Consider the following 21040-nt stretch of genomic DNA (forward strand, 5'->3'; position numbering starts at 1 on the left):
TTTTTACGTGCAGCGCTCGATCCGCCGCCACGGCGTCGGCATCGATTCAGACCAGCCGGTCGCCGAGCACGATGGTGACCGTGGTGCCCTCGTCGGGCGTGCTGTCGAGCGCGACCGGCCAGCCGAAGCGCGTGCCGAGGCGGCGCACGATCGACAGACCGATACCCTTGCCGGACTGCGAGAACGGATCGGCGCGGTAGAACGGGTCGTACACGCGCTTGAGCACGTCGGGTGTCATACCGATGCCGGTGTCGCGGACGATGATGCGGTCGCGCTCGACGATCACGTCGACGCCGCCGGTTTCGGTGAACGCCCAGGCATTGCGCAGCAGATGCCCGAGCATCACGCCGAGCACGCGCGGCGGCGCGTCGAGCCGCGGCCGGCCCTGGATGTCGCAGGTCAGCGACAGCTGCTTGCCTTCGAACAACTGCCGCACCTTGTCGAGTTCTTCCTCGACCACGTCGACCACTTCGAAGACTTCGCTCTGCGGCATGACGCCACGCTCGCGTGCGAGCACCAGCAGCGCGTCGATCACCGCTTCCATGTCCTGCGTCGCGCGCCGGATGCGCAGCAGCGGGCGCTGCTGGTGCGGCGGCGTGGCGGGGTCGGCGGCGATCATGTCGCTGGCGACGCGGATCACCGTCAGCGGCGTGCGCAGTTCGTGGCTGGCGTCGCGGGTGAACTCGCGCTCGCGGCGCACGAAGGCGCCGATGCGATCGCCGAGCCCGTGCAGCGCGCTGGTCAAGGCCTGCGCCTCGCGGCCGGCATCGTCCTGGGTGGTCAGCGCCGCTGGCACGCCATCGTCGTTGTCGGACGGATTCCAGCGGCCCACTTCGTCGGCCAGCCGGTGGATCGGCAGCACCATGCGTTTGGACGTGCGGTAGGTCATCCACGAGACGACGAACATCGTCGCCATCATCAGCAGCGCGAGGCCGCCCGCCGCCAGTGCGAGGATGCGATCGAACAGCGACAGCGACGCGGCGAGATACAGCGTGCCGGCTTCGCGCCGGTCGACCAGCAGGACGCCTTCGGTGTCGCGCCGCGGCGAGAACCCTTCCGGCGCGCCCTTGAACCACAGCAGATTCGCGACCGCGCGGTCGCCCCCGATGATCGCCTCGAGGTCGCCGCCACCGGCAGGCATGAAATAGCCCTGCAGGTTGACGCCGAACGGCGGCGGATAGGCCGCGTTGGTGGCCTTGGCCTGCCACCAGGCATCGGCCTCGGCCTGCAGCCACTGGCGCGCGACGACCTCGCGGCCGATGAAGGCCGCGGTCATCACGCAGACGATCAACGTCATCCCGGCGATCACCGCCTGGAAGGTGAACGCATCACGGATGCGATTGGGCAGCCCCTGGGGCATGGTCGAGCGTCGCGTCGTCGGCTCAGGCCGGCGACTGCTCGATGTCGGCGATGCGATACCCGGCGCTCTGCACGGTGTGCAGCAGCTGCTTGTCGTAGGGCTTGTCGATGATCTTGCGCAGGTTGTAGAGATGGCTGCGCAGGGTGTCGGAGTCCGGCAGGCTGTTGCCCCAGATCTCGCGCTCGATCTCCTGGCGGTTCACCACGCGCGGCGATTCGCGCATCAGGATCGTCAGCAGCTTCATGCCGATCGGCGACAGCTGCAGTTCGGTGCCGCCTCGCGTGGCGCGCATGCTGGCGGGGTCGAGCACCAGATCGGCGACCTTGAGCACTTCCGAACCCACCTGGCGGCGCTCGCGGCGGATCAGCGCGCGCAGACGCGCTTCCAGTTCCTGGATCGCGAAGGGCTTTGTCAGATAGTCGTCGGCGCCGGAACTCAGGCCGGTGAGCTTTTCGTCGAGCGTGTCGCGCGCGGTCAGCATCAGCACCGGCGTCGACTTGCGCGCATCCTCGCGCAGGCGCTTGCAGACTTCGATGCCGTCCAGACGCGGCAGCATCAGGTCGAGCACGATCACGTCGTAATTGTTCTCGGTGGCCAGGCGGTAGCCGTCCAGACCATCGGCGGCGTAGTCCACCTCGAAGCCGCGACCTTCCAGGTATTCGCCGACCATCTCGGAAATATTGCGGTTGTCCTCGACGATGAGGACGAGGCCTCCGGGTTCCTGACCTGCGCGCATGTACGACTCCGTAGCTGGGGTGCGTGTGGATTAAGCTTTGTGAATTTCCCACTTTCACGGTGCAGGATTTGTGAAGATTTCGTGGATCGCCCGCGTCGTGGCGGGCTTGGCGCTACGATCTGCGCCGTCCCCGCCTCTTCGGAAATTCCGTCATGCCCGGCTACGAGCGCTATCTGCCCATTCTTCTGCTGGTGGGCTCGAACATCTTCATGACGTTCGCCTGGTACGGGCATCTGAAGTACCGCAGCGTCCCGATCCTGACCGTCATCGTCGTCAGCTGGGGCATCGCATTCTTCGAATACATGCTGATGGTGCCTGCGAACCGGATCGGCGCCGCGGTCTATTCCGCGCCGCAGCTCAAGGGCATGCAGGAGGTCATCACCCTGCTGGTGTTCGCGGGCTTCTCGACCTGGTATCTGGGCCAGCCGCTGAAGTGGAACCACTGGGCCGGCTTCGCGCTGATCGTGGTCGCGGCCTGGCTGATCTTTTTGGAGTGACCCGCGGTCAGAAGCGGATACGGCCAATCAGGATGTCCTTGAACATCACCCAGTCGCCGATGAAGGAATAGATCGGGTGCTTGAACGTGGCCGGCCGGTTCTTCTCGAAGAAGAAATGCCCGACCCACGCGAATGCGTAGCCGCAGACCAGCGCGGCCCAGAGCCACATCGGGTTGCGCTGCCAGATCGCCACGCCGACCAGCGCCAGCGCGCCGCAGCTGCCGATGAAATGCAGGCGACGCGACACCGGGTGCGCGTGCTCGCCGAGATAGAACGGATAGAACTCGCGGAAGCTGGCGAAGCGGCGCATGCGTCCTCCCAGAGCAGGCGGTGTACACGCCATTGATCGCACCGGCGCCCGCGTGCGTCAACCGCCGTCAGGCGCTGCGCGGGGCGAACATGATCACCGCCATGCCGCCGAGGCACAGCGCGGCCCCCAGCAGATCCCAGCGGCTGGGCACGATGCCGTCGACGCGCCACAGCCACAGCAGCGCGACCGCGACATAGACCCCGCCGTAGGCTGCGTACACGCGCCCCGACGCGGTGGGATGCAGGGTCAGCAACCACGCGAACGCGGCCAACGCTGCGGCGGCCGGCAGCAGCAACCATGCACTGCCGTCCTTGCGCAGCCACAGCCACGGCAGATAGCAGCCGACGATCTCGAAGAACGCGGTGGCGAGGAACAGCAGCAACGTTTTCATGGCGCGCGTTCGGCCTGTTTGGCGCGGTTCCAGTAGGCGTCCTGCGCGTCCAGCGACTGGCCTGCGAGCGCACTGCCCTCGGCCTCGGCCATCGCTTCCATCGCGCGGAAACGCCGCTCGAACTTGTGGTTCGCGCGTCGCAGCGCCGCGCCGACATCGACCTTGGCGTGCCGTGCGAGATTCGCCGCGACGAACAGCAGATCGCCGAGTTCTTCTTCGAGTCGATCCTGCGCCGCTGTGTCGTCCGGATCGGCAGCGACCGCATCGAACTCCACGCGGACCTCGTCGATCTCCTCGTGCAGTTTCGCGATCACCGGCTGCGGTCCCGGCCAGTCGAAGCCCACGCGCGCGGCGCGCTGCTGCAGCTTCACCGCACGCTGCCATTCCGGCAGCCCGCGTGCGATACCGGCCAATGCCGACGTGTCCGTGTCGCCCGCCGCGGCGCGCTCCTCGCGCTTGATCGCCTCCCAGTTGCGCAGCACGGTCTCGGCATCGTCCGCGGACACATCGCCGAAGATGTGCGGGTGCCGGCGGATCATCTTGTCGCTGATCGCGTCGACGACGTCGCCGAACGCGAACGCGCCCTGCTCCTGCGCCATCTGCGCGTGGAAGACGACCTGCAGCAGCAGATCGCCGAGTTCATCGCACAGGCCCGGCAGGTCGCCGCGATCGATCGCATCGGCAACTTCGTAGGCTTCTTCGATCGTGTACGCGGCGATGGACGCGAAATCCTGCTTGACGTCCCAGGGACAGCCGCGCTGCGGATCGCGCAGACGCGCCATGATGTCGAGGATGCGATGGATATCGCCGGGGGCATCAGTCACGTCGAACTCCTGGAAGACGGGGTGCGGATTGATCGGACCGCAACGAGCGATTGTGGGAGCGCGCTTGCGCGATCCGGTCGCGCCAGGCACGCCTCATCGCGCGCAAGCGCGCTCCCGCGGAATCCTGTCGTGTGCGCGATACGCGCGTACTCAGGCCGCGAGCCAGTCGCGCCACGGCAACGCCGGATCGCCGAGCGCGATGAAATCGCCGTTGAGGATCGTGTCGCGCTGGTTGTAGCGGAACGGCCGGCCCTGCGGGTCGAGCACCGCGCCGCCTGCGCCTTCGAGGATCGCCTGGCCGGCCGCGGTGTCCCATTCGCTGGTCGGGCCGAAGCGCGGATAGACATCCATGCCGCCTTCGGCAAGCCGGCAGAACTTCAGCGACGACCCCAGCGGCACCGGGGTGACGTCGCCGATCCGCTCGAGCAGTGCCGTTGTGCGCGGATCGCGATGCGAGCGGCTCGCGGCCACGCGCAAAGCGACCGGCCTCGCAGGATCGTGGCGCGGCGCCTGCAGTGCAGTGTCGCGATCGCCTTCGCGGAGAAACGAACCGTGGCCGGGTGCGCCATGCCACAGCGCACCGGTCACCGGCGCCTGGATCACGCCGAACACCGCGACGCCGTATTCGATCAGCGCGATGTTGACCGTGAACTCGCCATTGCGTTTGACGAACTCGCGCGTGCCGTCAAGCGGGTCGACGAGCCACATGCGGGTCCATGCGCGGCGCTCCGCGGCGGGGACGACGACGGCGGATTCTTCGGAGACGATCGGAATGTCGGGCGTCAGCGCGCGCAGGCCGTCGACGATAACGCGGTGCGCGGCCAGATCGGCCGCGGTGACCGGGCTGGCGTCGGCCTTGCGGACGACGTCGAAATCTTCGGCGTAGACGGCGAGGATCGCGTCGGCCGCGGCGCGCGCGATCGCGATGACGCCGTCTCGGACCGCGGCAGTGACGGGCCCGGCGGCGTCAGCCACCGTGGTGACGCAGCCAGTCGCGGACGATGAACAGCGCGGCGATCGAACGGCCTTCGGAGAACTCGTCGAGCAGGATCAGCTCGTGCAGCGCATCGAGCTTCCACGGCACCACGTCGAGTTCTTCGGGCTCGTCGCCAGCCAGACGCTCGGGGTACAGATCGCGCGCGACGACCAGCGTCGCCTGGTGGCTCATGTACTGCGGCGCCAGCGAGATCGAGCGCAGCGCTTCGACACTGCGCGCGCCGTAGCCGATCTCCTCCTTGAGTTCGCGGTTGGCGGCTTCGAGCGCGGTCTCGCCGGCGTCGATGCGGCCCTTGACCAGACCCAGTTCGTAGCGGTGGAAGCCGGCGGCGTACTCGCGCACCAGCAGCACCGTCTCCGCATCCAGCATCGGCACCACGATCACCGCGCCATGGCCGCGGCCGTGCAGGCGTTCGTACAGCCGCCGTTCGCCGTTGGAGAACTCCAGATCGAGCCGCTCCATGCGGTACAGCGCCGCTTCGTGCTCGGTGACGTCGTGGATGGTCGGCAACGTCTTGCTCATGCCCGCGCCCTCCCGTCTGCACGGCGGCGGCGCTGCGGAGCGATAATGACGGGATGACTGGACAGATTCACGATGCGGCCATTCTAGCCGACGGCAACGACTGGCGGACCCGCGACCTCGCCGCGGTCTGGCACCCCTGCACCCAGATGCGCGAGCATCCCGACATCCAGCCGATGCTGCCGATCGTGCGCGGCGAAGGCGCCTGGCTGATAGAGGCCGGCGGCCGGAAGATCCTCGATTCGGGCAGCAGCTGGTGGACCAACCTGCACGGCCACGCCGAGTCGCGCATCGCCGAGGCCATCGCGACGCAGGCGCGCACGCTGGAGCAGGTGATCCTGGCCGGCTGCACGCATCCGGCCGCGGTCGAACTCGCCGAGCGCCTGCTCGCCGTCGCCCCGCGCGAGCCGGGACGCCCGCCGCTGACCAAGGTGTTCTACGCCGACAACGGCTCGGCCGGCGTCGAAGTCGCGCTGAAGATGGCGTTCCAGTGGTTCCAGAACCGCGGCGACGAACCGCGCCGGACCAAGTTCGTCGCGCTGCAGAACGGCTATCACGGCGAGACGCTCGGCGCGCTCGCGGTCGGCGACATTCCGCTGTACCGCCGCGTCTATGCGCCACTGCTGTGCGAGGCGATGTTCGCGCCCTCGCCCGATGCCTACACCGCGCGCGCCGGACAGAGCGCGGCCGGCCATGCCGAAGACGCGGCCGATGCGCTGGCGCATCTGCTCGATGCGCACGCGGGCGAGATCTGTGCGCTGATCCTGGAACCGCTGGTGCAGTGCGCCGGCGGCATGCGCATGCATGACCCGGTGTATCTCAAGCGCGTGCGCGAGCTGTGCGACGTGCACGGCGTGTTCCTGATCGCCGACGAGATCGCGGTCGGCTTCGGTCGCACCGGCACGTTCTTCGCATGCGAGCAGGCGCCCGGCAACGCTGGCGTTGCCGATGGTATCCAGCCCGATCTGCTGTGCCTGTCGAAGGGTCTGACCGGTGGCTTCCTGCCGCTGTCGACGGTGCTGGCGACGCAGGCGCTGTACGACGGCTTCCTCGACGCCTCGCGCGAACGCGCCTTCCTGCATTCGCACAGCTACACCGGCAATCCGCTGGCCTGCGCCGCGGCATTGGCCTCGCTCGACATCTTCGCCACCGACGACGTGCTGGCGCGCAACCGCGACACGGCCGCGAAAATGGCCACGCTCGCGGCGCAGATCGGCGCGCACCGGCACGTCGCCGATACGCGTCAGACCGGGATGATCGTCGCGTTCGAACTCACCCGCGATGGCGACAAGACCACGCCCTTCGATCCTGCGCTGCGCGTCGGCCTGCATGCGTATCGACACGCGGTCGAACGCGGCGTGCTGCTGCGTCCGCTCGGCGACATCCTCTACTGGATGCCGCCCTACTGCATCGACGACGCGCAACTTCAACTACTGGCCGAGGTCACCGCCGACGCCATCGAGGCGGGCACCGCATGCGCGTGATCCGCGCCTTTGTCGATCGCCCGCTCGCGAGCGGCCAGCCGGTCGAACTGCCCGACGACGCCGTGGCGCATCTGGTGCGCGTACTGCGCCTGCGCGAAGGCGATGCCTGCGTGCTGTTCAACGGCGACGGCGTCGATCACGACGCGCGCCTGGTCCGCGTGGACAAGCGCAGCGCCGTGGCCGAGATCACCGGCAGCCGCGCGATCGCGCTCGAATCGCCGCTGTCGATCACCCTGGTGCAGGGCATCGCGCGCGGCGAGAAGATGGACTGGATCCTGCAGAAGGCGACCGAGCTCGGCGTCGCCGCGTTCGTGCCCGTCTCCAGCGACCGCAGCGAAGTGAAGCTCGACGCCGAACGCGCGGCCAAGCGCCTGGCGCACTGGCGCAGCGTGGTGGTGTCGGCCTGCGAACAGAGCTGGCGTTCGAAGATTCCGGCGGTCGCGCCGCCGCGCGCGCTCGCGGCCGCGCTCGCCGATCTGCCTGCCGATGCGTCGCGCTGGCTGCTCGATCCCGATGCGCCGTCGGGTCTCGCGACGATGCCACCGCCGTCGGGCCGCATCGTGCTCGCGATCGGTCCGGAAGGCGGCTGGTCCGCGAACGATCGGGCGGCCTTGATCGCCGCCGGCTTCGATGGACTGCGGCTCGGACCGCGGATCCTGCGCACCGAGACCGCCGGCATGGCCGCCATCGCCGCGCTGCAGGCGCGGTTCGGTGATCTCGCCGGCTGACCGCCGGCTCTGAGTTCAAGCATTCCCGGCAGCTGAGCGCCGGCGGCGACTCAGGCAGCCAGCGCCTCGCGCACGGACTGTTCGATCATGTCGATATCGGGAATCAATGCCACGTCGTCGTTGAGGCGTACGCGAGCGCGCACCGCGAACGGCAGCGCGTCGCCGTCACCGTCCGATTCGTCGAGCAGATTCGCTTCGGAAATCGTGACCAGCCGCGGGAAGCCTTCGGTCAGCAGCGCGAAGAACGGCAGGCGCGCGTCGCCGCCCAGCGTCTTCAGCACGACGACCTTGCTGGCCAGTTCGGCGCGTTCGTCGCCCTGCTTCGACAGCACGGGAAAAGCGACCAGCGGCAGACGCCAGCCGCGCCAGCGCAGGCGCCCCAGCAGCCAGTCGGGCGCATTCGCGACCACTTCCGGCGGCGAGTACGAGAGCACCTCGGAAATCGTCGCATTGGGCAGCAACAGCTGCGTGGCACCGGCGCGGATCAGGACGCCGCGGATTTCTCGATCTGCGCTCACAGCGACAACCCTCCGGAATCGAAACGGCGCGCGCTCGGCATCCAGCGCGCGATCAGCCAGTCGGCGATGTCGGTTGGACTGCCCGACGGACCACCGCGCTGCGCGACGGCGCGCGCCGCGACCGGGTCGTAGCAGCCTTCTTCGCTCTGACCGCCGACCAGCGCGCCCTGCCAGGCAGGTCCCATCGCCACGTCGACGAGCGATGCATCGGCACCGCTGAGAAACAGCAGGGCGCTGTCGTCGGCCGGAACCGCATCGGCGAGACCGGCGATGTCACCGGCTTCGGCGAAACGCAGTGCGCCACCGGCCGCGCTCGGCATCAGGTCCGGCGGCAGAAAATAGACCTCGCCCGGCGAGACCGTCATGCCGGCCTCGGCCAGCTGCACCGGCATCGCGGTCGCACGTTCCATCTGCCGCACGAGCCGGTCGTATCGACCGCCGTCGAGCTGCAGCCGCACCAGCACCGGGCGCGGGAAGCCTTCGGGCAACGCGCCCAGCAACTGGCGCACCGCGTCGGGTCCGCCCAGGCCGCCTTCGATCAGCACGACACCCTTGACCGGCCCGTGGCCGTAGCTGTCGGTATCGGTGAGGCTCAGGCCGGAGATGCGCGATTCCAGATCGGACAGGTCGCGCTGCAAGGTCTTGGCCGGCGTGACGGCCACGGGCGCCTCGTCGTCCGCCGGCGGCGACGCGCGGAACGACGGCAATGCCTCGTCATCGAGCAGCGTCAGCGGCTGGGATGTTGATTCGACGACCGGTCCGGGCGCCGGCGCGGCCGGCGCATCGATCGATGCATCGGTCTCGACCGCATCCTCAGCCGGAGATTCGTCCGGCGTCGTCGGACCGTCCGACCACGCGGCCAGATTCTCGTCGAGATCGCGCACTTTCCCCGGCGGCGCGGCCGGCGGGGTGTAGCTGGTCTCGTCGTATTCGGCGAGTTCGAAATCGAAACTGAACTCTACAGCCGGCGTCTGCACATTCGGCGGTGCGTCGAACTCGGCCGCGACCGGATCGAATGCGAGATGCGTCCCGTCGTCTGATGTCGATTCCGGTGTGATCGACTTCTCGATCTCGGGCGCCGCAGGCGCTTCGGGCGCGACGAACACGGCAGCTTCCGTGTGCGCGTCGAACTCCAGCGTCAGCGGGGACGCTTCGTCCGGCGCATCAATGAGCGCCGACGGCGGCAGCACATCGCCGACACCACGCAGCTTCGCAGCGAGATGGCGCACCCAGCGCGCGGCATCCCAGCCGGTGCGCTCAAGCACCAGCGCAGCTTCTTCGAAGATCACCGTGCGGCCGGGCGTGGCGAAGGTCGGCTCGAAGGGCTCAAGCACGTCCTCGTCGACGGGATCGAGCACCACTACGAGCACGGAAGGCGCCAGTGCTTCGAGCGCATCCGGCGCGTGCTGCGCGGGATCGAGCGTGGCGACCAGTTCGGCGCCGGCTTCGGTCAGGCCTTCAACCACGCGGTCGCAGGCGGCACCTGCGCGCGCCAGCACGACGGTACGGATCGCGTCAGTCATCGTCGCGCTCCAGCTTCAGCAGCTCGTAGACATGGCGCAGCAACTCGGGCTCCTGGTAGGGCTTGCCGAGATAGCGGTCCACGCCGATCTCGAACGCACGCTGGCGATGTTTCTCGCCGGTACGCGAGGTGATCATCATGATGTGCACGTCGCGCAGACGCGGATCGGCCTTCATCTGCGTGGCGAGTTCGTAGCCGTCCATGCGCGGCATCTCGATGTCGAGCAGCATCAGATCGGGCACGCGCTCGTCCATGCGCTCCAGTGCATCGAGGCCGTCCTTCGCGGTCACGACCTCGAAGTTGTGGCGCTCCAGCACGCGGCCGGTGACCTTGCGCATCGTCACCGAATCGTCGACCACCATCACCAGCGGCACCGCGCGGCGTTCGACTGTCGGCTCTGCCGCGTGCACGGGTGCATCGACCTGCGCAGTCTGCGTGCCGTAGCGACGCACCAGCGGCGCGATGTCGAGGATCACGACCACGCGGCCGTCGCCCATGATCGTCGCGCCGAAGATGCCCGGAATCGACGTGATCTGCGGCCCCACCGGCTTCACCACGATTTCCTTGTTGCCGACGATTTCGTCAACCGCCACCGCCGCGCGCAGCTCACCGGCGCGGATCAGCAGCAAGGGCATCTGCAACTGGCCTTCGGCGCGCGCCGACGGCTGGCCGACGAGGCGTCCGAGGTCGTACAGCGGATAGTCTTCGCCGCCGTAGCGGTAGATCGCGCCGGGCTTCGCCTCGGCACGCGCGATGCGACCGACGCCGCGCACCGATGCGATCGGCACTGCGAAACTCGTCTCGCCGATGCGCACGAACGCGGCCTGGGTGACGGCCAGCGTCTGCGGCAGGCGCAGCGTGAACGTCGTGCCCGCGCCATCGCGCGAGCGGATGTCGAAGGTGCCGCCGAGCTGGCGGACTTCGCTGGCGACGACGTCCATGCCGACGCCGCGACCGGCCAGGCGACTGACTTCGGTCGCGGTAGAGAAGCCCGGCTGCAGGATCAGCGCATCGAGATCGATGTCGGCGACCTCGGCATTCGCCTGCAACAGCCCGCGTTCCTCGGCGCGGCGGCGGATCGCGGCGCGGTCGAGACCGGCGCCGTCGTCGCCGACTTCCAGCACGACTTCCGAACCCTCGCGGCGGACGGCGATGTGGACGCTGCCCTCGTCGGCCTTGCCGGCCTTGCGACGCGCATCCGGCGCTTCCAACCCGTGCGCGACCGCATTGCGCAGCATGTGTTCCAGCGGCGAGACCATGCGTTCGAGCACGTTGCGATCCAGCTCGCCCTGCGTGCCTTCGAGGCGCAGCTGGACCTGCTTGCCGGTGTCCTGCGCAGCCTGCCGGACGACGCGGCGCAGACGCGGGACGAGGCCGTCGAACGGCACCATGCGCGTGCGCATCAGGCCTTCCTGCAGATCCGAACTCACCCGAGACTGCTGGGTCAGCAGCGTCTCGTACTGGCGGGTCTGGTCTTCGAGCATCTGCTGCAGGCTGCCGAAGTCGGACGCGGTCTCGCTGAGACCACGCGAGAGCTGCTGCAGTGTCGAGAAGCGGTCGAGTTCCAGCGGGTCGAAGGTGGTATCGGTGTCCTCGCCTTCGCGCTGGTAACGCGCGACGATCTGCGCTTCGGTCTCGCTGTCGAGGCGGCGCAGCTGGTCGCGCAGACGCGTATTGGTCTGCGTCAGTTCGTTCATCGCGCCGCGGAACGCGCCGAGCTGCTGCTCCAGACGCGCGCGGTAGATCGCGACCTCGCCGGCGTAGGTGACCAGCTTGTCGAGCAGGTCGGCGCGGATGCGCACCTGCTCCTGCGAACCGCGCAGCGCGTTCTCTTCATCCTCTGCGGTGCCGCTGTCGAGCGGCAGCGGCGCGGACAGCGGCGCGAGTTCGACCTTCGGCGCCTCGTCCGCGGGCGCCGGCGACGCGGTCTGCGATTCGCTCGGGCGCTTGCCACTGAACGCATCGACCAGCGCCTGCGACGGGCCGATCGCGCGCCGGTCGCCGGCGCGGGTCACCATCGTGTGCAGGCGATCGAAGCCGCGTTCGAGCAGCATCACGTCGCCACGGCGCAGCGTGCGCCGACGCTCGGCCACGGATTCGAGCAGGGTCTCCATCGCATGACCCAGCTCGCCGATTTCCATCAGGCCGGCCATGCGCGCGCCGCCCTTGAGCGTGTGCAGATCGCGCTGCAGACCGGCCACCGCGTCGCGGTTGTCGGGCGCGACCCGCAGCTGCGCCAGCAGGCCGTCGGAATGGTCGAGCAGGTCGATGCCTTCCTCGACGAAGATGTCGATCAGTTCCGGATCGAGACCCTCGAGCGCGAGCGCGGTATCGGGATCGTCTTCGCTGACCGGCAGCTCGTCGGTGGGCAAGGAACCGGTTGCATCGGCCGGGATCCCGGCTTCGGCGGTGTCTGCAGGCGCGTCCGTCTCGTCGTCGATCGAATCGACTGGCGCAACTTCGAGGTCGGAAGGTGGCACGGCTGCGACGTCGTCGACTTCAGGGTCGATAGTCAACGCGTGCGCTTCGATGTCTGCCACAGACGCTGTGATGTCGATGGTTTCCGAGTCGGCGTTGTCGGCCGGATCCGAGATCGCATCCGAAGCGTCTTCGACATCGATCACGTCGGATACCAGCGCACCATCGACAACGTCTGTCGATCCGATCTCCGGCGACGTCGCCACGTCCTCGTTCGATGGCGTTTGGACATCGGACGCATCGCCGACGATCCCGACTGCATCGACGTCGTCTGCAGCAGCGTCAAGGGAGTCTTCTGCGGACGACGCGTTTGCCTCTGCGGCAGCCGACTCGGCATCGCGCAGACGACGTGCGGCTTCGTCCTGATCGAAGCGGGCACGCTCGGCGACCAGCACGCTGGCGTCGATGTGGGCCTGACGGCGCAGTTTCTCGAACGCTTCGATCGCGATCCGCGCAGCATCGGCCTGACGCGCATCCTCTACTTCGACGTTGTCCGACGCAGCCTGATCCGTCGCCGCAGCGGCGTCGTCCGTCTCCGCAGCCTGCTCGGCCGCCAGACGCTCTGCTTCCAGCCGCTCGGACTCGACACGCTCGGCGTCGAGTCGTGCGGCTTCCGCCTGCTCGGCTTCTGCCTTTGCGATCCGCTCGGCGGCGAGACGGGCTTCCTCCGCGCGTTCGCTCTCGACACGCTCGGCTTCGATCCGGGACGCTTCCACCTGTTCGGCTTCAGCCTGTGCGAGACGCTCGGCGTCGAGGCGCTCCTGCTCAAGACGGTCGGCCTCAGAACGCTCGGATTCAAGGCGCTCGGCTTCGAGGCGTGCCGCTTCGGCCTGTTCGGCTTCGGCTTGCGCGAGACGCTCGGCGTCGAGACGCTCCTGTTCCAGACGCTCGCGCTCGACGCGTTCCGACTCGGCGCGTTCGGCCTCTGCAAGCGCAACAAGTTCTGCGTCCAAGCGTTCCTGTTCAAGACGCTCGGCCTCGACACGCTCGGTCTCTGCATGCTCGGCTTCGAGCCGCTCGACTTCCAGCTGCGCAGCGCGCTCGGCCTCCAGATGCTCGGCGTCCTGCGCCACCTGCCCGGCATCACTGTCTAGGTCGAGTGCGATCGACGTGGAATCGGACAGATCGTCCAGCGCATCGATGTCGTCGGGCAGATCGAATTCGAACCGCTCGACCGGCGCTTCGGGGAGGCGGTCGCGCAATGCGCCGACCTGCTCGGCCAGTGCGGTCATGACCGCGATGCGTGGCTCGGGTGCGTGCAGCTGGCGCAGCGCTCCGCGGGCGGCGACGCAGACCGCGTCGAGCACCGGTGTGACATCGGCGTCCGGCGCGGTGCCGGCGGCGACCAGACGACGTGCGTATTCCTCGGCGGGACCGAGCAGCAGACCGATCGCGGGCACTTCGGCCATCGCGAACGCGCCGTGCATCGTGTGCAGCGCGCGCAGCAGACGCTCGCCGTCGGCGGGTGCGCCGGCATCGATCGCACCGAGCCAGTCGCCGACGGTCTGCAGATGGCCCTGTACTTCGTTGTCGAGGATTTCGAGCAGCAGCGCGTCGACGGACGCGGGCACGGTCTCGATTTCGTCCGACGCCGCGACGGGCGCCGCCTCTGCGATGTCGGACGTCGCGTCGTCGGCACTCGCGACCGGCGCGACGTCGGATTCGACGGCCACCGGCACCGGCGCGTCTTCGAGATCGACCTCCACGGTATCGGTGGCCATCGCGAGCGCCGCGGGCTGCACCGGCAAGGTGTCGTCGCCGGCGGCGATGCGCGCCGCATTGGCCTGCATGGTGTCGAGATCGGCGCGCAGCGTGGCTTCGCCGCGCAGCACCGCCTGCAGTTCGGGCAGCGCATAGAACGCCTGGTCGACCATCTCGACCACGGCCGGCGTGGCCGGGCGACCGTCGATGACGCGGTTGAGCATGGTCTCGATCGACCAGCTGAACTCGCCGAGCGCCTTCGCGCCGACGAGTCGACCGCTGCCCTTGAGCGTGTGGAACACGCGCCGGATCGGTCGCACGAGTTCGATGTTGTCCGGCTGCGCGCGCCACGGCGGCAGCAGCGCGTCGAGATTCTCGATCTCGCCGGCGAACTCCTCGAGGAACACTTCGCGGATCTCGTCGTCGATCTCGTCGCCGACGTCCTCGAAACCACCGGCGACATTGCGCGCCGGCGCAGGCGTCGGCGCGAGCGATGCATGCACCGTGCCTGCGACTGCGGCAGGCGCCGGTTCGACCTCGGCAGCCGGTGGTTCCCACACCTCGATGCCGCGGGCGAACTGGTCGAGGTGGAAGCCGGCCGTCGCACTGTCGGCCTCGTCGAACGGGCTGTCGTCGGGCACAGCCTCGTGCGCGACGCTCGCTTCCGGCAGCGGCCAGTAGCCGAGGGCCTCCAGCGAGCTGCGCGCGATGTCGAGAATGTCGGCGCGGTTCGGACGCTGCTCGCGCAACGCTTCGAGGTAGTACTCCAGGCTCGCCAGCGCGTCGGCGAAGGTGTCGAGCTGGCGGCCATTGGGCACGCGCTGACGCGCGATCAGTTCGCGTTCGGCATACAGGCGCACGCCGGCCAGATAACTCGCGGCCTGCGGCAGCTCCAGCATCGCCAGCGCACCGCCGACCTCGGCCAGCAGACGCGGCACTTCCTGCAGTTCGGCGTGATCCCAGCTGGTCTCGACGAACGCGACCAGCGCCTGACGCGCGTCGGAGAAATTGGCGATCGCCTCGCGGACGAGCACCGCCATCGACTGCTGCGCCTCGACGGCGAGCGTGTCGTCGGAACCATCGGTGACCTCGGCGCCGAGACGCGACACCTGGTCGTCGAGCGTCGCATCGACGTAGAGCAACGCGCCGGCGACGTCGAGCAGCGTGTCCTCGCTGGCCGGCATGGCACCGCCGACGATGCCGCGCATCGTGTCGCGCTGCTGCTGCACCACGGTACGCGCGGCGCCCAGACCGAGCATGCCGAGCGTGTCGGCGACGCCGGCCAGCACCTCGACCTGCGGTTGCAGACCGGCGATGTCGGTCGAGCCGGTGCGCAGATGCAGGTCCAGCGCGTCCTTGACCCGCAGCAGGTCCTCCTTGACCGCGGCGGCGACGGTGCCGAGCAGCGCGCGGTTGCGGCCGCCCAGACTGCCGCGTGCATGTTCGAGTTCGGCTTCGCTCGGCAGTTGCGCCTGCAGGTCGAAAGCCTCGCGCAACGCGTCGAGCGCGGGATGCGCGGCGTCGCTGTGGGCGACGTGATACAGCAGCTGACGCGTGGGTTCCTGTGCACCGTCGGCGAGCGTCGCGTCGAGACGCGGCGCCTGCGCGTACTGGCGCACTTCGCGTTCGACGCCGGCGAACACTTGGCGCAGCGTGGGATGCAGGGCCGGCGCGAACGCGCCATCGGCCAGTGCGTCGGCAACGCGCGAGGCGACCCACAGCATGCGACGCTGGGTTTCGGTGCCGGCTTGCGCGGCCAGGGCGGACAGGCCGGTGACCAGCGCACCGGTATCGCCGGGGCTGCCGGTCGCGGGCCAGGCCTGCAGCGCGACGCGCAACTGGCGCAGCGCGGCGTCGGGGTCGATACCGGCATCTTCGACCGGCGCGGTGTCGGGCAACGCACGCGCCAGATCCGGGGCGAACAGGATGCTTTCGCTCAGCCCGGTTTCGCCGCGTGCGGCGCGCAGTTCGTTGAGCAGCGGCAGCAGCACGATCGGAATGTCGCGGTGCCCGCCCTGCAGCCGTTCGAGATAGTCGGGCAGCAGCAGCATGCCTCGCAGCAGCGCAGCCGACGCGATGTCGCGGTCGGCGGTCGCGTCGTCGCGGAGCGCATCGGCCAGCCGCTCCATTTCCTCGACGACCATCGCCGGCGCGTACAGCTCGACCATGCGCAACGTGCCCTGCGCTTGGTGCAGATACCCGGCGCACAGACGCATGCGGCCCGGATCGTCCGGTGCTTCGACGAAGCCTTCCAGTTCGATCCGCGCCTGGCGCAGCACCTCGTCCAGCTCCGGCTTGATCCAGCCGAGCATGGTGTGGTCGATGGCATCGCGCAGACCGCTCATGCGGCGGTTCCGCGAAGGACGCCGCGCGCGTCAGCGCGAATGAAGCAGACGGTCATGGAATCCGTTCCGTGGCTCAGGCCGGCAGCTTGAAGTCGGCGACCGAGCGACGCAGGTCGGCGGCGAGCTGCGCCAGGTTGCCGATCGACGCCGCGGTCTGGTTCGCGCCCTGCGAGGTCTGTTTGGTGATCGACTGGATCGTGTGCATGGCCGTGGTGATGTTGGTCGCGGCCGAGGACTGCTGGTGCGCGGCCGAAGAAATGCCCTGGATGAGGTCGGCGAGGCTGGTCGAGACGCTTTCGATCTCGCCCAGCGCGGTACCGGCGTCTTCGGCCAGGCGCGCACCGGCGACCACTTCGGAGGTCGTCTGTTCCATCGACGTCACCGCTTCGTTGGTGTCGGACTGGATCGTCTGCACCAGCGTTTCGATGCGGCGGGTTGCATTGGTCGCGCGTTCCGCGAGGCGCTGCACTTCGTCGGCCACGACCGCGAAACCGCGGCCGGCTTCACCGGCGGAGGCCGCCTGGATCGCGGCGTTGAGCGCGAGGATGTTGGTCTGCTCGGAGATGTCGTTGATCAGTTCGACGATCGAGCCGATCTCCTGCGAGCTTTCGCCCAGCCGCTTGATGCGCTTCGAGGTTTCCTGGATCTGGTCGCGGATCGAGTCCATGCCGGCGATCGTCTCGCGCACCACGCCCGCGCCCTTGGTCGCGATCTGCACCGAGCGCTGCGCCACGTCGGCCGATTCGGCGGAGTTCTTCGACACCTGGTCGATGCTGACCGCGATCTCGTTGATCCGGTCCGACGCGGAGTTGATCTCCTGCTCCTGGTGCTCGGCCGCTTCGGCCAGATGCATCGCGGTGGCCTGGGTTTCCTGCGCGCTGGAGGCGACCTGCACCGAGGTGTCGTTGATCGTCTGCACGAGGCTGCGCAGCTGCTCGATCGCGAAGTTGATCGAGTCGGCGATCGCGCCGGTCATGTCTTCGGTGACCGTCGCCTTGACCGTCAGGTCGCCTTCGGCGAGCGAACCCATTTCGTCCAGCAGGCGCATGATCGCCTCCTGGTTGCGGTTGTTGAGTTCCATCGTGGTCTCGTAGCGCTCGCGCTGCGCGCGATTCAGCGAGACAAGCAGACCGGCGATGGCGACCAGTGCGATCAGGCCGGCGACGATGCTGATCCAGATGTTGCCGAGGATGCTGCGGTCGGTCATGGAGCCGAACGCGGTGAAGGCGTTGAACAGCGATTCGCTGTCGGCCAGCAACTGGTCGGAACCGGTCACCAGCGCACCGGCGGCGGCCTGCGCTTGGAAAAGCTGCTCGCTGCTGCCGAGGATGGCTTCGAGCTCGGCGCGCATCCGCGCCCAGGCTTCGTCGGCGCGGGTCAGCGCGGCGAGCGCGTTGCCGTTGGTCAGCGCCTGCAGTTCGCGCGACGGGTCGCCCTCGCGCAGACCGGTCATGACCTGCTGGAAATCTTCCGCATTGCGACGCAGACCCTGGCCCGCGATCGCGGCGCCGGCGCCGCCGGCCTGCACCTCGGTCACGCGGCGTGCCATGTCGCCGGCGATCACCACCTGGCGCAGCGCCATGTAGACCTGCGAGGACGGCGAGCCGCTGCTCGACATCGCACGCACCAGTTCGTCGAGCAGGGCCTGCAGCTGCGGCACACCCTGGCTGAAGCGCTGGGCCTGCCCGGCGAATGCGGTCACCGCGGCTTCGCTGTCGGCGAGCCGCTGCGCGCTGGCGCCGAGCGGCGTCCAGGTTTCGGTGACCTTGGCGACCGCGCCGGAAACGCCGGGCGTGTCGCCATAGCTGGCGTTGAGCTGCTGGATGTCACCGTCGATCTGCGCGCGCGTGGCCTTGAACGTGGCGAACGCCGCCGCGTTGCCGCGGACCGCGTCGCTGCCCTGGTTGGCCAGCCGCTGGCTGTCCACGCGCAGGTTCGAGGCCGAGGTACTGGCGCCGCCGAGGGCCGAGGCCTTCCACGTGCCGTAACCGGTGTTGAGGACCAGGATCGCGCCGGCCACGACCAGCACCACGACCCAGAAGTTCGTGCCGAAGGTGCGACGTTTGATGGCGAGAGTATCGGCGGCTGTGCTCATGCGGGCTGTCCGTTCCTGATGCTGGGTGCGACGGCGGCCATCAGGCCGCGGCGTGTCGAAATTCCGGGGTGCGACCGAGACGTTCGAGGCTGAAGACGCCCCAGGTCGCGTTGGCATGCGCATAGGCGCGTTCGACGAAGTGGCCGTAGCGGCCTTCGGCGATGCGGTCGGCCGAGACCTCGTCTTCCTCGAGGAAACTGCGCTGGCCGAACAGTTCGTCGATCGTCAGCGCGACGTCGCCGCCGGGCTGGCGCACGATCAGCACGCGCTGGCTTTCCTGCAGCACGGTGCGCTCGCCCTCCAGGAACTGCTTGAGGTCGACGATCGGCAGCAGGCTGCCGCGGATGTTGGCGACGCCGAGCACCCAGGGCTGCGCGCCGGGCACCGGGGTCACCGGCGGCATCGGCAGGATCTCGATGACCTCGTCGAACGACGAGGCCAGCATGCGCCGGCCGATGCGGTAGCCCACGCCACGCCACAGGCCGGGCGCGTCGAGCTGGTCGGGCAGGCCGATGCTGTGCGCCAGGCTGCGCCGCTCGTACTCGGCCAGAAGTGCGAACGCGCCCGTGGCGGGCGCGTCGACGGATTGCGGGGTGGACATCAGCCCGCCAGAACCGCGTTGACCTGACTGATCAGCGCGTCCTCGGTCGGCGGCTTGACGATGTAGCCCTTCGCGCCCTGGCGCATGCCCCACATCCGGTCCGTCTCCATGCCCTTGGTGCTGATGATGACGATCGGAATGCCGGAGGTTTCGGCGTCCTTGGCCAGCGCACGCGTGGCCTGGAAGCCGCTCATGCCCGGCAGCACCACGTCCATCAGCACGAGGTCGGGGCGCTCGCGCTTGCACGCGATGATGCCGTCCTCGGCGTTGCCCGATGCGGTGACCTCATGCCCGTGGCGTTCCAGCCACTGGGTCAGCACCGCGGTATCGGTCGGCGAATCCTCGATCAACAGGATGCGTGCCATGCCCTGCTCTCCCCTGATCAGGCGGTGACGTGCGTACGGATCGCGTCGAGGAGTTCCTCGCGCGTGAATGGTTTGGTGACGTACTGCTCGGAGCCGACGATGCGGCCGCGGGCCTTGTCGAACAGGCCGTCCTTGGACGACAGCATGATCACCGGCGTGTTGCGGAACACCTGGTTGTTCTTGATCAGCGCGCAGGTCTGATACCCGTCCAGGCGCGGCATCATGATGTCGACGAAGATGATCTGCGGCTTCTGGTCGGCGATCTTGGCGAGCGCCTCGAAACCGTCGACGGCGGTGACGACGTCGGCCCCTTCGCGACGCAGCAGCGTCTCGGCGGTGCGCCGGATGGTCTTCGAGTCGTCGATCACCATCACCCGCAAGCCATCGAGGCTGCCGGAGGACGGCTTGTCGTCACTGGTCATGCATTCTCCCCTGGTGCGCGGCGCGGGACTTCGCGCGCCGGTGCAGGACGGAGTTATACCGCGGCCCGGCGTCGGCCTGTCAAGATTTTCACGCGCTTTGTGCGCAGCGCCTCGAAATGCGGCGGCGCGGCGCGAGAACCGCCCCTGATAAGATCGTGCGTCCCTATTCCGCAGGTCGTACGCATGCCCCTGGATGTCGTCGTGGTGATGGACCCGATCGGGTCGATCAAGATCGCCAAGGACTCGACGTTCGCGATGCTGCTTGAAGCACAGCGCCGCGGCCATCGCCTGCACTACGTGATTCCGGGCGGCCTGGCGATGACCGGTGGCGAGGCAGTCGCGCGCACTGCACCGCTGACCGTGCGCGAAGATCCGGACGACTGGTACACCCTTGGCACGCCGGCGCTGCGCCGTTTCGGCGACGGCGACGTGGTGCTGATGCGCAAGGACCCGCCGGTCGATCCGGAGTTCGTCGGCGACACGCAGATCCTCGGCGTGGCGCAGCGGCAGGGCGCGATGATCGTCAACGATCCGCAGGGGCTGCGCGACATGAACGAGAAGCTGGGCGCGCTGGCATTTCCGCAGTGCTGCCCGCCGACGCTGGTCAGCCGCGATGCGGCGTCGCTGAAGGTCTTCGTCGCCGAACACCGCGACGCCGTACTCAAGCCGCTCGACGGCATGGGCGGTCGCTCGATCTTCCGCGCCGTCGCTGGCGATGCCAACCTCAATGTGATCCTGGAAACGCTGACCGACGGCGGCCGCCGCCTGGCGATGGCGCAGCGCTATCTGCCGGAGATCGTCGACGGCGACAAACGCATCCTGCTGATCGACGGGGTGCCGGTCGACTATTGTCTGGCGCGGATTCCGCAGGGCGACGAGTTCCGCGGCAACCTCGCGGTCGGCGGCCGCGGCGAGGCGCGTCCGCTGAGCGAGCGCGACCGCTGGATCGCCGCGCAGGTCGGCCCGGCGCTGGCCGCACGCGGTATGCGCTTCGTCGGTCTGGATGTCATCGGCGACTGGCTGACCGAGGTCAACGTCACCAGCCCGACCTGCATCCGCGAGATCGACGCGGCCTACGGCACCAATATCGCCGGCCTGCTGTTCGACGCGATCGAGCGCGGCCCGGTCGCGACGCACACGCCCTGAC

18 protein-coding genes are annotated in these 21040 nt (G+C 68.7%); 4 read left to right on the plus strand and 14 right to left on the minus strand.

Annotation, left to right across the window (positions count from 1 at the left end):
- Positions 1 to 46 precede the first annotated feature (46 nt).
- Both AC3A5T_RS04185 and AC3A5T_RS04190 read right to left on the minus strand, forming a co-directional pair.
- The gene (locus tag AC3A5T_RS04185) at positions 47 to 1360 is read right to left on the minus strand and encodes a sensor histidine kinase (protein WP_487627504.1); all 1314 of its coding nucleotides are present in this window, start codon (positions 1358 to 1360) and stop codon (positions 47 to 49) included.
- Between the two features lie 22 nt (positions 1361 to 1382).
- The gene (locus AC3A5T_RS04190; RefSeq protein ID WP_159680050.1) at positions 1383 to 2096 is read right to left on the minus strand and encodes a response regulator transcription factor; all 714 of its coding nucleotides are present in this window, start codon (positions 2094 to 2096) and stop codon (positions 1383 to 1385) included.
- Between the two features lie 152 nt (positions 2097 to 2248).
- Between AC3A5T_RS04190 and AC3A5T_RS04195 the strand changes: the two genes are divergently transcribed.
- Positions 2249 to 2593, plus strand: a complete 345-nt coding sequence (locus AC3A5T_RS04195) for a DMT family protein (RefSeq protein ID WP_310233138.1) — start codon at positions 2249 to 2251, stop codon at positions 2591 to 2593.
- Between the two features lie 7 nt (positions 2594 to 2600).
- Here the strand turns inward: AC3A5T_RS04195 and AC3A5T_RS04200 are convergent, their stop codons facing one another.
- The 5 genes from AC3A5T_RS04200 to nudE all read right to left on the minus strand — a co-directional run bounded on the left by AC3A5T_RS04200 (position 2601) and on the right by nudE (position 5637).
- Positions 2601 to 2903, minus strand: coding sequence for an Mpo1-like protein (locus tag AC3A5T_RS04200; protein WP_487627505.1), 303 nt, complete (start codon positions 2901 to 2903; stop codon positions 2601 to 2603).
- A gap of 67 nt (positions 2904 to 2970) precedes the next feature.
- Entirely contained in the window at positions 2971 to 3294 is a 324-nt protein-coding gene (locus tag AC3A5T_RS04205; protein WP_487627506.1) for a YnfA family protein, read from the minus strand.
- Entirely contained in the window at positions 3291 to 4076 is a 786-nt protein-coding gene (mazG, locus tag AC3A5T_RS04210; protein WP_487627857.1) for a nucleoside triphosphate pyrophosphohydrolase, read from the minus strand. The genes AC3A5T_RS04205 and mazG overlap by 4 nt, the downstream gene beginning before the upstream one ends.
- A 192-nt stretch (positions 4077 to 4268) precedes the next feature.
- Positions 4269 to 5093, minus strand: coding sequence for a 3'(2'),5'-bisphosphate nucleotidase CysQ (gene cysQ / locus AC3A5T_RS04215; RefSeq protein WP_487627507.1), 825 nt, complete (start codon positions 5091 to 5093; stop codon positions 4269 to 4271).
- The gene (nudE, locus tag AC3A5T_RS04220; protein WP_487627508.1) at positions 5086 to 5637 is read right to left on the minus strand and encodes an ADP compounds hydrolase NudE; all 552 of its coding nucleotides are present in this window, start codon (positions 5635 to 5637) and stop codon (positions 5086 to 5088) included. Before nudE ends, cysQ begins: the two co-directional genes overlap by 8 nt.
- A 53-nt stretch (positions 5638 to 5690) precedes the next feature.
- On the opposite strand from nudE, the gene bioA reads away from it, so the two are divergent.
- Positions 5691 to 7118: an adenosylmethionine--8-amino-7-oxononanoate transaminase gene (bioA, locus tag AC3A5T_RS04225; RefSeq protein ID WP_487627509.1), complete on the plus strand. Its 1428-nt coding sequence runs from the start codon at positions 5691 to 5693 to the stop codon at positions 7116 to 7118.
- Positions 7109 to 7846 carry a 16S rRNA (uracil(1498)-N(3))-methyltransferase gene (locus AC3A5T_RS04230; protein ID WP_487627510.1) on the plus strand — a complete coding sequence of 246 codons (738 nt, stop codon included), beginning with the start codon at positions 7109 to 7111 and terminating at the stop codon, positions 7844 to 7846. The genes bioA and AC3A5T_RS04230 overlap by 10 nt, the downstream gene beginning before the upstream one ends.
- A 50-nt stretch (positions 7847 to 7896) precedes the next feature.
- On the opposite strand, the gene AC3A5T_RS04235 is transcribed toward AC3A5T_RS04230, so the two are convergent.
- The 7 genes from AC3A5T_RS04235 to pilG all read right to left on the minus strand — a co-directional run bounded on the left by AC3A5T_RS04235 (position 7897) and on the right by pilG (position 19893).
- A complete protein-coding gene (locus AC3A5T_RS04235) occupies positions 7897 to 8364 on the minus strand; it encodes a chemotaxis protein CheW (RefSeq protein ID WP_487627511.1) in 468 nt (155 codons plus the stop codon).
- Positions 8361 to 9887 (minus strand): chemotaxis protein CheB, encoded by a 1527-nt coding sequence (locus AC3A5T_RS04240; protein ID WP_487627512.1) that lies wholly within the window; start codon positions 9885 to 9887, stop codon positions 8361 to 8363. The genes AC3A5T_RS04235 and AC3A5T_RS04240 overlap by 4 nt, the downstream gene beginning before the upstream one ends.
- On the minus strand, positions 9880 to 16410 hold the full coding sequence (locus tag AC3A5T_RS04245) for a response regulator (RefSeq protein ID WP_487627513.1): 6531 nt from the start codon (positions 16408 to 16410) through the stop codon (positions 9880 to 9882). Before AC3A5T_RS04245 ends, AC3A5T_RS04240 begins: the two co-directional genes overlap by 8 nt.
- Positions 16411 to 16483: 73 nt before the next feature.
- Positions 16484 to 18505 (minus strand): methyl-accepting chemotaxis protein, encoded by a 2022-nt coding sequence (locus AC3A5T_RS04250; RefSeq protein ID WP_332079594.1) that lies wholly within the window; start codon positions 18503 to 18505, stop codon positions 16484 to 16486.
- 40 nt (positions 18506 to 18545) lie between these two features.
- Positions 18546 to 19106: a chemotaxis protein CheW gene (locus AC3A5T_RS04255; protein ID WP_487627514.1), complete on the minus strand. Its 561-nt coding sequence runs from the start codon at positions 19104 to 19106 to the stop codon at positions 18546 to 18548.
- Positions 19106 to 19471, minus strand: a complete 366-nt coding sequence (locus AC3A5T_RS04260) for a response regulator transcription factor (protein WP_332079592.1) — start codon at positions 19469 to 19471, stop codon at positions 19106 to 19108. Before AC3A5T_RS04260 ends, AC3A5T_RS04255 begins: the two co-directional genes overlap by 1 nt.
- Positions 19472 to 19488: 17 nt before the next feature.
- Positions 19489 to 19893 (minus strand): twitching motility response regulator PilG, encoded by a 405-nt coding sequence (gene pilG, locus AC3A5T_RS04265; RefSeq protein ID WP_332079591.1) that lies wholly within the window; start codon positions 19891 to 19893, stop codon positions 19489 to 19491.
- Positions 19894 to 20076: 183 nt separating this feature from the next.
- Between pilG and gshB the strand changes: the two genes are divergently transcribed.
- Positions 20077 to 21039: a glutathione synthase gene (gene gshB, locus AC3A5T_RS04270; RefSeq protein WP_487627515.1), complete on the plus strand. Its 963-nt coding sequence runs from the start codon at positions 20077 to 20079 to the stop codon at positions 21037 to 21039.
- The last annotated feature ends 1 nt before the right edge of the window (position 21040 follow it).

It is taken from the genome of Luteimonas sp. Soil_C_16, assembly GCF_057657295.1.

Excerpts from the sequence above, each read along its gene's own strand:
- AC3A5T_RS04185 (WP_487627504.1), bottom strand. The coding sequence starts at position 1,360 with ATGCCCCAGGGGCTGCCCAATCGCATCCGTGATGCGTTCACCTTCCAG.
- gshB (WP_487627515.1), top strand. The coding sequence starts at position 20,077 with ATGCCCCTGGATGTCGTCGTGGTGATGGACCCGATCGGGTCGATCAAG.
- AC3A5T_RS04200 (WP_487627505.1), bottom strand. The coding sequence starts at position 2,903 with ATGCGCCGCTTCGCCAGCTTCCGCGAGTTCTATCCGTTCTATCTCGGC.
- AC3A5T_RS04240 (WP_487627512.1), bottom strand. The coding sequence starts at position 9,887 with ATGACTGACGCGATCCGTACCGTCGTGCTGGCGCGCGCAGGTGCCGCC.
- AC3A5T_RS04205 (WP_487627506.1), bottom strand. The coding sequence starts at position 3,294 with ATGAAAACGTTGCTGCTGTTCCTCGCCACCGCGTTCTTCGAGATCGTC.
- AC3A5T_RS04195 (WP_310233138.1), top strand. The coding sequence starts at position 2,249 with ATGCCCGGCTACGAGCGCTATCTGCCCATTCTTCTGCTGGTGGGCTCG.
- mazG (WP_487627857.1), bottom strand. The coding sequence starts at position 4,076 with ATGGCGCGTCTGCGCGATCCGCAGCGCGGCTGTCCCTGGGACGTCAAG.
- AC3A5T_RS04250 (WP_332079594.1), bottom strand. The coding sequence starts at position 18,505 with ATGAGCACAGCCGCCGATACTCTCGCCATCAAACGTCGCACCTTCGGC.
- nudE (WP_487627508.1), bottom strand. The coding sequence starts at position 5,637 with ATGAGCAAGACGTTGCCGACCATCCACGACGTCACCGAGCACGAAGCG.
- AC3A5T_RS04230 (WP_487627510.1), top strand. The coding sequence starts at position 7,109 with ATGCGCGTGATCCGCGCCTTTGTCGATCGCCCGCTCGCGAGCGGCCAG.
- bioA (WP_487627509.1), top strand. The coding sequence starts at position 5,691 with ATGACTGGACAGATTCACGATGCGGCCATTCTAGCCGACGGCAACGAC.
- AC3A5T_RS04260 (WP_332079592.1), bottom strand. The coding sequence starts at position 19,471 with ATGGCACGCATCCTGTTGATCGAGGATTCGCCGACCGATACCGCGGTG.
- AC3A5T_RS04255 (WP_487627514.1), bottom strand. The coding sequence starts at position 19,106 with ATGTCCACCCCGCAATCCGTCGACGCGCCCGCCACGGGCGCGTTCGCA.
- pilG (WP_332079591.1), bottom strand. The coding sequence starts at position 19,893 with ATGACCAGTGACGACAAGCCGTCCTCCGGCAGCCTCGATGGCTTGCGG.
- AC3A5T_RS04190 (WP_159680050.1), bottom strand. The coding sequence starts at position 2,096 with ATGCGCGCAGGTCAGGAACCCGGAGGCCTCGTCCTCATCGTCGAGGAC.
- AC3A5T_RS04245 (WP_487627513.1), bottom strand. The coding sequence starts at position 16,410 with ATGAGCGGTCTGCGCGATGCCATCGACCACACCATGCTCGGCTGGATC.